The following is an 8,049-nucleotide window of genomic DNA, read 5'->3' on the forward strand; positions in this document are numbered from 1 at the left end:
AAGTCATAACGACCAATCGCGAAAGGCGCGCGACCTCGGGTGCGACCGCCGCAGAAGTGGTGCGTCGCATGATGCGTGGCGAAGGGAGTAGGGGCCCGGCGGCCCGGTTTCCCGAGCGTTTCAGCCCGGAAGGACCCCAACCGCCGCAACCCGGTGGGGCGGCGTGGCGACTTGCGGTGCAGGATGAAGGGGGGCGGCCGCTGGGGCCGTCAGGAGGCGGGGGCGCCTGCAGGAACGCCGGACTCCACGTCAGCGGGTTCGAGGTCCAGTCTTTGGTACCACGCGCGCAGGGCCGCCAGGGTGGGCGGCAGGCGCTCTCCGGCACCGTCGGTGGCGGCATCCCATGCATCCAGGTAGCGGGCGGACACCAGGACCAGCACCGGAACGCCGTCGCACAGCGCGGCGAACATTTCCTCGGCCAGTCCTTCGCCCTCGGCCTCGGCGCCGGCGAACTTGTTGACCACCAGCAGGTTTACGCCGGACTCGCGCACGCGGCGCAGGTGGGCGGCGGCATCGGCAAGCCCCGCCGGGTCCAGGCAGCACGACGACGACCCTTCACCCAGCGGCTGCGAGATGCGGATGCGCGCCGCGGTCTCGATGTCCACCACGTCCATGACGTTAGGGCCGGAGGCCGTGCGCACCGTCTGCTGGTAAAGCCCGCCGACTCGCACCGGCCGGCCGCGCAGCTCGTCCACGAAGGCGGCGAGCACGTCCTCGGCATCATCGCCGCGCTGGTGCACGACGACACCGATGCGCAGGGGCGGGTCCTGGGTCATGGCGCGTGTTCCGGCAGACCGTTGTCGACAGGCCCCTACTCTACACCCCGCGGTTCGGAAGGGACAACCACTCCCGCCGACCGCCGGTCGCCGGCCGTTCTCAAATGCTCAGGCTCGACAGCGGCACCGGCGAGCGTTCGCCCTTGATGACCACAAGGCCGCTTTCGGTGACCTGGTAGCGCTTGCGATCTTCCTCGGCGTCATAGCCGATGACGGTGTCGGGCGGGATCCTCACGTTCTTCTCGATGATCGCCCGGCGGATCTTGCAGCGCCGGCCGATGTCGACGTTGTCGAACACAATGCAGTCTTCCACCTGGGCATAGGAGTGGACGAAGACGTGCCGGCCCAGGACACTCCGCCGGACGACGCCGCCCGACAGGATGCAGCCGCCCGAGAGGATGGAGTCGATCGCCTCGCCGCGGCGGTTTTCTTCATCGAAGGCGAACTTGGCGGGCGGATCGGAATAGCCTGCCGTGCGCAGCGGCCAGTTGCGGTTGTAGAGGTTCAGCGGCGGATCGATGGCGCGCATGTCCATGTTGGACTCGTAATAGGCATCCAGCGTGCCCACGTCGCGCCAGTACGGCGTCCCGCCCGGCGGGTCGCCGGCGATGTGGTTGGTCTGGAAGTCGTAGGCGTACATGGGCACGCTGTCCACCAGCCGCGGCAGGATGTTGGTGCCGAAATCATGAGAGCTTTGGGGGTCGGCGGCGTCCTTGCCCACCAGGTCGAGCAGCAGCTCGCGCTCGAAGATGTAGTTGCCCATGGACGCCAGCACCATTTCGGGATTACCGGGCATGGTCGGGGCGTCGGGCTTCTTTTCGTGGAAGGCGAGGATGCGGCCGTCCTCGTCGATCTCGATGACGCCGAAGTCCTTGGCGAACTTCTTCTCCACCGGCAGGGCGGAGATGGTCACGCCCGCACCCTTGTCGCGGTGGTAGCGGATCATCTGGCGGACGTCCATGCGGTAGATGTGGTCGGCGCCGAACAGCACCACGATGTCGGGCGCCGACTGCTCGATGAGGTTGAAGTTCTGGTACACGGCATCGGCAGTTCCGCTGTACCAGGTTTCCCCGGCGGACCGCATCTGCGCCGGCACGGGGATGATGAACTGGTTCTGCAGCATTCCCCCGAACTGCCAGCCATCGCGCAGGTGCTGCAGCAGCGACTGGCTGCGGAACTGGATCAACACGTAGATGGAATAGATGCCGCTGTTGATCAGGTTGCTCAGCACGAAGTCGATGATGCGGTACTTGCCGCCGAAGGGCACGGCCGGCTTGGCGCGTTCCGCCGTCAGGGGGGCGAGGCGGGTGCCCTTGCCGCCGGCCAGCACCAGCGCGAGAACCTTCAGGTCCATGATCGTCATCCTCCCGGTCATGCGTCCACCGTGCCGCCGGCGGCGACTCGTGACCACCAGCCTGCCACGGCCGCGCGCGTCTGCCGAGGGGTCTTGTCGGAAAAGACGAGGACGATCAGGCCCTTCGTTCGGATGAGCCGGCATCGGTCAGGGGGTGCGCCGGCGGAACCAGCCAGCGCCGCGGGGCCTCGGTGTCCAGGCAGGCGACGGCAGCTAGCCGATCGGGGTCCAGCAGGCGCAGGCAGCCGGCGTCGTAGGTCAGCAGGCCGTCGCCGCGCAGCCGCCTGAGCGTGCGGTTGACGTGCACCGACGTCAGCCCCAGGGCGTCGCCCAGCACCGCCTGGGTGAGCGGAATGCGCACCGCGCGATCCGGCGGCATCACGGCGCGGCAGCGGGTATAGAGTTCCACCAGCAGATAGGCGACCCGCTCGCGCGCCGTCCGCCGGCCGAGCGCGGTGAGGTGGCCGTAGGCGAGGGCGGCGTTGCGGCTTGTCACGGCCATGATCATGGCCACTGTCGCCGGCGTGTCACCGTGCGCGGGCGGCGGCGGGGCGAGACAGACCAGGGACGGCGTGACGCTCTGAATGCCGTAGGGCATGTCTTCGCCAGGGTGGGGCGGCACAAGCACGTCGCCGGGCACCACGATGTGCAGCACCTGGCGGCGGCCGTCCTCCAGCAACTCGTAGAACGCCAGCCAGCCGTCGATGACCATGCTCAACGATCGCAGCGGATCGCCCTGCGCGGCAAGGTCGGCACCCGTGGACAGGCGCCGGACGCTCGGCCGCCGTGGCGCGCCGCCGGGCTTCATCCGGTCGGCGCAGATGGTTCCCAGCGCGCACGCCGTAAGGCCCGCCATCTCGGGCGTCGGGCAGGGCGGGTAGCAGCGGCGAGGGAAGGGCATTGGACGCCTCCGTTGACGCAGGTTAGTGCCGCGCCTGTGTTTTTCATTAGGGTTTTCTTGTCCAGACAGTGTGCGCTTTCCGGGGCGCCGTCGGAAATTCGGGAGAAGTGGTATGCGCGGCCGGGCGGCGCTCACCGATCGGCGAGGACCCTCCGCGTTTCTATCGCCCTTTTTCGAAATGGCGCCATGGGTGGCCATTCTCGACGCGACCCCGCACGCCCGCGGGATATGGCTGCGCAACCACGCGCGCGACCGCCATGCACTGTGCGACATGCTCATCACCTACCGCATGAGCCTGCTACTGTGCGGCTGGATCGATGCCGCCTCGGCGCGGCGGCTGCTGACATCGGGGGTCTCGGTGGCCGTCGGCCCCTGCGACCGGCCGCTGTTCGATATTCTGCCGCACGTTCCGCGCCGCCCCGCGACGGATCGGTTCGCGACCTTCCAGGTCCTGCGGGTGTAGCGCAATGGAAGGACCGGGAGCCGCCGTCGGGCGTGCTCCCGGTCCGGTGCGCCCGGCCGACGGGCATGGGGTGGTTTCTGTCAGTCGGCCGGGGCCTCCAGGATGGGCCCGCCGGTTTCGCCGGCGGGGTCCTGGATCGCTGCGATGTAGTTGACAAGCTCCAGCACGCGGCCGCGGACGGTGGTTTCCGTCGCCATGCGGTTGATGGGCTGCTCGTCGCCCCCGGCCTCGTAGCGGAAGACCGAGCCCCAGACCGGCATCATGGCGTTGCCGTGCGCGCGCAGGGTCTGGCGTCCGTCGATGATGTGGAAGACTTTCAGGAACGGGAAGCGCCCGTCGTTGCGCTCGGCCAGGGTTGTCAGGTCGGGCACGTCGACGTTCAGGAACTTCGCCACCGGCCCGTCGCCCGCGCCCTTCATGCCGTGGCACGACGCGCAGTGCTGGCGGTAGGTGTAGGCGCCGATGATGTCGGTGCCGGCCGCCTTCATGCCGTCTCCCTCGCCCCCATGCTCGGAGGCGCCGGCGGGAAGGGCGAGCATCGCGCCCAGAATGGCGGCGGGCAGGGCTGACTTGAGGATATGCGTGATCATGGCCGTTACTCCTCCGCCGGGCCCAGCAGGCGTTCCATGCTGCCTTCCGGCTGCTGGATCGCCTGGAGGTAGTTGACCAGTTGCAGGATGCGCCCATGCACGAGCTGGTCGCGGAAGACCGCTTCTTGCGGATGCGCGCCCGCAGGGATTTCGGCGTCGTAGCGGTCGCCCCAGATGGGCATGGCGCGGTCGCCGTGCGCCTCCATCATCATGCGGCCGTCTATCATGCGGATGACGTCGTAGATGGGAAATTGGCCGCCGTTGGCCTCGGCCAGCCCGGTCAGGTCGCCGGGTTCCGTGTTGAGGTATTGCGCGACGGGGCCGTCGCCGCGGCCGCCGGCGCCGTGGCAGGGGGCGCAGGAGAGGCGGTATTCCTCGGCGCCGATGATGTCCTCCTCCGCCGCAGCGGGCGGAGCGGCGGCCAGAACCGCAAGCGCCGTAGCGGCGACCGCCAGCGCCGGGGCGGAGCGTGGTGAAAGGGTGCGCATGGCGTTCCTCCCTTCGTTGCGTGCCCCTTCACCATCCGTCCCCGCATTCATGGTCGGCCATGGGCGCGGGCGGCTCCTTAACCTGTATCAGCCCGGGCGCGACCGTAATTGGTCGGCACCACCTCCGAGAAGCGGAAGTCCAGACGGTCCATGATGGTGTGGAACTTGCCGTGCAGGGAGGCCTCGTCCGCGGCGCCGATGAACAGGTCGGCTATCTCGAAGCTGTAGCTGTCCTGCGCCGGCAGGTCCGACAGCCGCATGCCTTCGGAGATGTGCATGTGCAAGACCATTTCGGGAAAGTCGCCCGTGACGGCGGCGATGTCGTCCGGGCCCGGCACGCGCAGGACGACGGCATCGCCGTAGGTGCGAGGCATGAACTTGCCCGCCATGGGAAACGGGCCATCGCGGCGTGGAAAGTCCGGCCGGCGCTTGAAGGCCACATCCACCGCCACCTCGTGGTGCGAGGCGCCCATGACCAGCCGGAACAGGGTGCAGTGGCTCTTGCTGATGCGCGGGTTGATCTCCAACAGCCACACGCGGTCGCTCTCGCGGTCCCAGAAGAACTCGATGTTGAAGGGGGTGTCGTCGAGCCCGATATGACGCAGCACGCGCGCGGCGGCATCGGCCATGCGGGCCTGCACCTCTCCCGGCAGGTGCGAGGGCAGCTGGTAGCTCAAGAAGCTGACGTTGTTGGAGCCCCGCAGGCTGTCGAGCACGCCGTAGACCTGAACGTCGCCGTCCAGCACGTACCCCTCCAGCGTGCACAGCTCGCCGCCGATGATGCCCTCGGCGATGCAGGCGTCGCCGCTGCCTTCGCGGGGAAGCGCGTCGGGGTGTTGTGCATGAGCGGCGACCTGTGCGAAGGGTTCGGCGAACAGACCGATGTTGTCGCGGATCTGGGCGATGGCGTCACGGTACTGTTCCGCCGTCTCGATGCGAAAGCCCAGGTACGAGGAAAACGCCACCGTCGGCTTCAGCCAGAACGGCGGCGCCAGGGGCAGCCGTTCGGCAGCGTCGGGCGCGGCGGGATCGACCAGGGCGAAGGGCGGCGTGCACTCGGGCACGGAGGCGGCATGGGCGAGGCGGCTCCAGTACTTGTTCTCGCAGAGCAGCACGCTTTCCAGCGTCGGGCCGGGCAGGCCGCGCTGGCGCCGCAGGATTGGCAGGAGCGACGTCGTCGGGAAGTCCCAGTGCCCGATGATGGCGTCCACAGAGGGCGCCTCGGCCATCTCCGCCCGCGCAGTGGCGAGCAGCGCCTCGATGGCGTAGGCGGGCGGGTGGACGATGTCGTGGTATGGAATCAGGCCGTGAAAGACGATGTCCTCCGCGCCCCGGATGGAGCGGGCCTCGGCCAGGTGCAGGTCGTCGAGCCCAATGATGAAGACATGGCGGGTCATGGCGCGCCTCCCGAACGAACACGAGAAGCCAACGGCCCATGAACGCACACAATTTGGGGTCTTAGGCGTGACAACGGCCTTTCTGCCACGCAAGCGCGCCGGCTACGCCGTCGGGATGACGTTCAGTGCCAGGACTCGGGGATCGGGAAGAAGGCCAGGTCGCGGGACATGCGCGCGATGCCCAGCGCGAAATCGTTGCTCCAGTCGGTCAGCGGCGCCACGTCCGAAAGCTCCTGCCGGGTTTCCAGCGCGGGAACGATGGCGCGGGTGCGCCGGCCGAACAGCGACACCGGATACTCGTCCAGCGCAATGGCTGGCACCTTCCGGCCGTCGAGCGCCGCGACCATGATGCGGTTATGGCGGTCGGCGTCGGCCTCGTAAACGGCGACGTCGGCGCCCACGCCCTCGGCCATGGCCGCCATGAGGCGGCGGGTCGGATGGGTATCGCGGGGCGGGACGATGGTGTTGGCGACGACCACGCCGTCGGGCGCCAGGCAGGCGGCCGCCAGGGCGAAGGTTTCCCGCGTGATCAGGTGGTCGGGCACCGACAGGCCGCTGAAGACGTCGAACAGGATGGCGTCATAGCCGCCGCGCCCGCCGTTCCGGCACTGGCGCAGGATGCGGCGGGCGTCGCCGATGGTGACGGGAATGCGGTCGCGGTCGAAGCCGAACCAGCGCGCCGCGATCTCCGGCGCGTGCGGGTTGATGTCGACGGCCTCCACCTGACGGCCGCTGTCGGCAAGCGTGGTCGCAAGGGTTCCACCGGCCAGGCCGAGCACCAGGATGCGGCCGTTCACGGGTACCATCTCCATCAACACCTCTTCGGCGACCGCCTGGTAGAACAGCGGCCCGCCGGGGGCGCCGTCGCGGGCGGCGGCGCTTTGCATCTGGTTTTCCTCCAGGTACAGGCGGATGGTGCCGGGGGTGGTTTCGTGCGCCACGTCCACCACCACGACGGTGGAGTGGGCGGAGCGGATGGTGTCGACGTGGTGCATGGTCATGGTGCCGCCGAGGGGCCGGCTGTCCGGCGGGTTGAACAGCGTCACCCCCACCAGCGCCACGGCGGCGACCGAGGCCGGCAGCAGGGCCAGCACCGTCATCCGGTCGCGCACCACCGCCGCAAGCGCCACCACCGACGCGCTCGCCAGCACGGCGGCCAGCACCACCAGCGTCGCCGCCGGCGCCATGAAGGGCAGCAGCAGGAAGGCGCCGGCCAGGGCCCCGGCGACCGAGCCGACCGTGCTGATGGCGAACACCGCGCCCGCACCCCGGTCGCCGTGCTCAGACGCCGTCAGGGCCACGGCGAGCGGTCCCATGGCGCTCAGAAGCACCAGCGTCGGGGCCAGCAGCAGCGTCGCGCCGATGAACGCGCCCGTCAGGGCGTCCCGATAGGCGATGCTCGGCAGGAATATGGGAAACAGGAAGGCCGTCAGGCACAGGATCACCGCCGTCCCAGCCGGGAACCGCACGAACAGCCGGTCGCGGGCAGCCAGTCGCGACCACCGTCCTCCCAGGTGATAGCCCGCCGCCAGCGCCAGCAGCGTGATCGACAGGATGGCCGTCCACACGTACAGGCTGCCGCCGACGTAAGGCGTCAGGATGCGCGAGGCGATGAGTTCAAGCGCAATGGTCACCGCGCCCGTGACGAAGAGCAGGGCGCGGATGACGGTGCGGCTGGCGGTCATGGAACTCCCTTCCGGCGCAGGATCGTGGCGGTGGCGGCAGTCTGGCCGCACAGCATAACCGATCTGCGCCGCAATGGGTTCCTCCGGAAGGTCAGTCGGTCGCGGCCGGACCGGCGATGCGCGGTCCGGGATCGGAGTCATCCTGGCCGGCCGGCTGCGGCTTGACGGCGATGCGCGGCTTCGGCGCCTCGGCCGCTGGCTGCCCCGCGATGCGCGGCGCCTGCGATGGCTGGCCAGCGATGCGCGGCCCCTGGGACGACGGCTGCCCGGCGATCCGCGGGCCGTCCTGCCCGGCGATCCGCGGCGGGGGTGCGGCCTTGGCCGGCGTCGGGGCGGCCACCGGTGCGGCTCCGGCCGAGCACGGCGCGGCCGCGCCGGCAGCGCAGGGGGCCGCT

General features: G+C 69.5%; 9 protein-coding genes. 1 reads left to right on the top strand and 8 read right to left on the bottom strand.

Annotation, left to right across the window (positions count from 1 at the left end; translation table 11 throughout):
- Positions 1-209: 209 nt before the first annotated feature.
- The 3 genes from C882_RS00115 to C882_RS22695 all read right to left on the bottom strand — a co-directional run bounded on the left by C882_RS00115 (position 210) and on the right by C882_RS22695 (position 3,031).
- The gene (locus tag C882_RS00115) at positions 210-776 is read right to left on the bottom strand and encodes a DUF2478 domain-containing protein (protein ID WP_009538477.1); all 567 of its coding nucleotides are present in this window, start codon (positions 774-776) and stop codon (positions 210-212) included.
- A gap of 100 nt (positions 777-876) precedes the next feature.
- Positions 877-2,130, bottom strand: coding sequence for a glucose-1-phosphate adenylyltransferase (gene glgC / locus C882_RS00120; RefSeq protein ID WP_009538478.1), 1,254 nt, complete (start codon positions 2,128-2,130; stop codon positions 877-879).
- A gap of 115 nt (positions 2,131-2,245) precedes the next feature.
- Entirely contained in the window at positions 2,246-3,031 is a 786-nt protein-coding gene (locus C882_RS22695; protein ID WP_009538479.1) for a Crp/Fnr family transcriptional regulator, read from the bottom strand.
- A 190-nt stretch (positions 3,032-3,221) separates the two neighbouring features.
- Between C882_RS22695 and C882_RS24485 the strand changes: the two genes are divergently transcribed.
- Positions 3,222-3,494, top strand: a complete 273-nt coding sequence (locus C882_RS24485) for a hypothetical protein (RefSeq protein ID WP_009538480.1) — start codon at positions 3,222-3,224, stop codon at positions 3,492-3,494.
- Between the two features lie 80 nt (positions 3,495-3,574).
- On the opposite strand, the gene C882_RS00135 is transcribed toward C882_RS24485, so the two are convergent.
- The 5 genes from C882_RS00135 to C882_RS00155 form a co-directional block, all read right to left on the bottom strand.
- Positions 3,575-4,084, bottom strand: coding sequence for a c-type cytochrome (locus tag C882_RS00135; RefSeq protein WP_009538481.1), 510 nt, complete (start codon positions 4,082-4,084; stop codon positions 3,575-3,577).
- 5 nt (positions 4,085-4,089) lie between these two features.
- Positions 4,090-4,572 (bottom strand): c-type cytochrome, encoded by a 483-nt coding sequence (locus tag C882_RS00140; protein ID WP_009538482.1) that lies wholly within the window; start codon positions 4,570-4,572, stop codon positions 4,090-4,092.
- 77 nt (positions 4,573-4,649) lie between these two features.
- Complete coding sequence (locus C882_RS00145; protein WP_009538483.1) at positions 4,650-5,969, bottom strand: ATP-grasp domain-containing protein; 1,320 nt, start codon at positions 5,967-5,969, stop codon at positions 4,650-4,652.
- A 122-nt stretch (positions 5,970-6,091) separates the two neighbouring features.
- The gene (locus tag C882_RS00150) at positions 6,092-7,654 is read right to left on the bottom strand and encodes a fused MFS/spermidine synthase (protein ID WP_009538484.1); all 1,563 of its coding nucleotides are present in this window, start codon (positions 7,652-7,654) and stop codon (positions 6,092-6,094) included.
- Between the two features lie 91 nt (positions 7,655-7,745).
- Positions 7,746-8,049 (bottom strand): hypothetical protein (locus C882_RS00155; protein WP_456059063.1); only part of this gene is annotated, 304 nt, incomplete at its 5' end.

It is taken from the genome of Caenispirillum salinarum AK4, from assembly GCF_000315795.1.
GTDB classification, from domain to species: Bacteria; Pseudomonadota; Alphaproteobacteria; order Rhodospirillales; family Rhodospirillaceae; genus Caenispirillum; species Caenispirillum salinarum.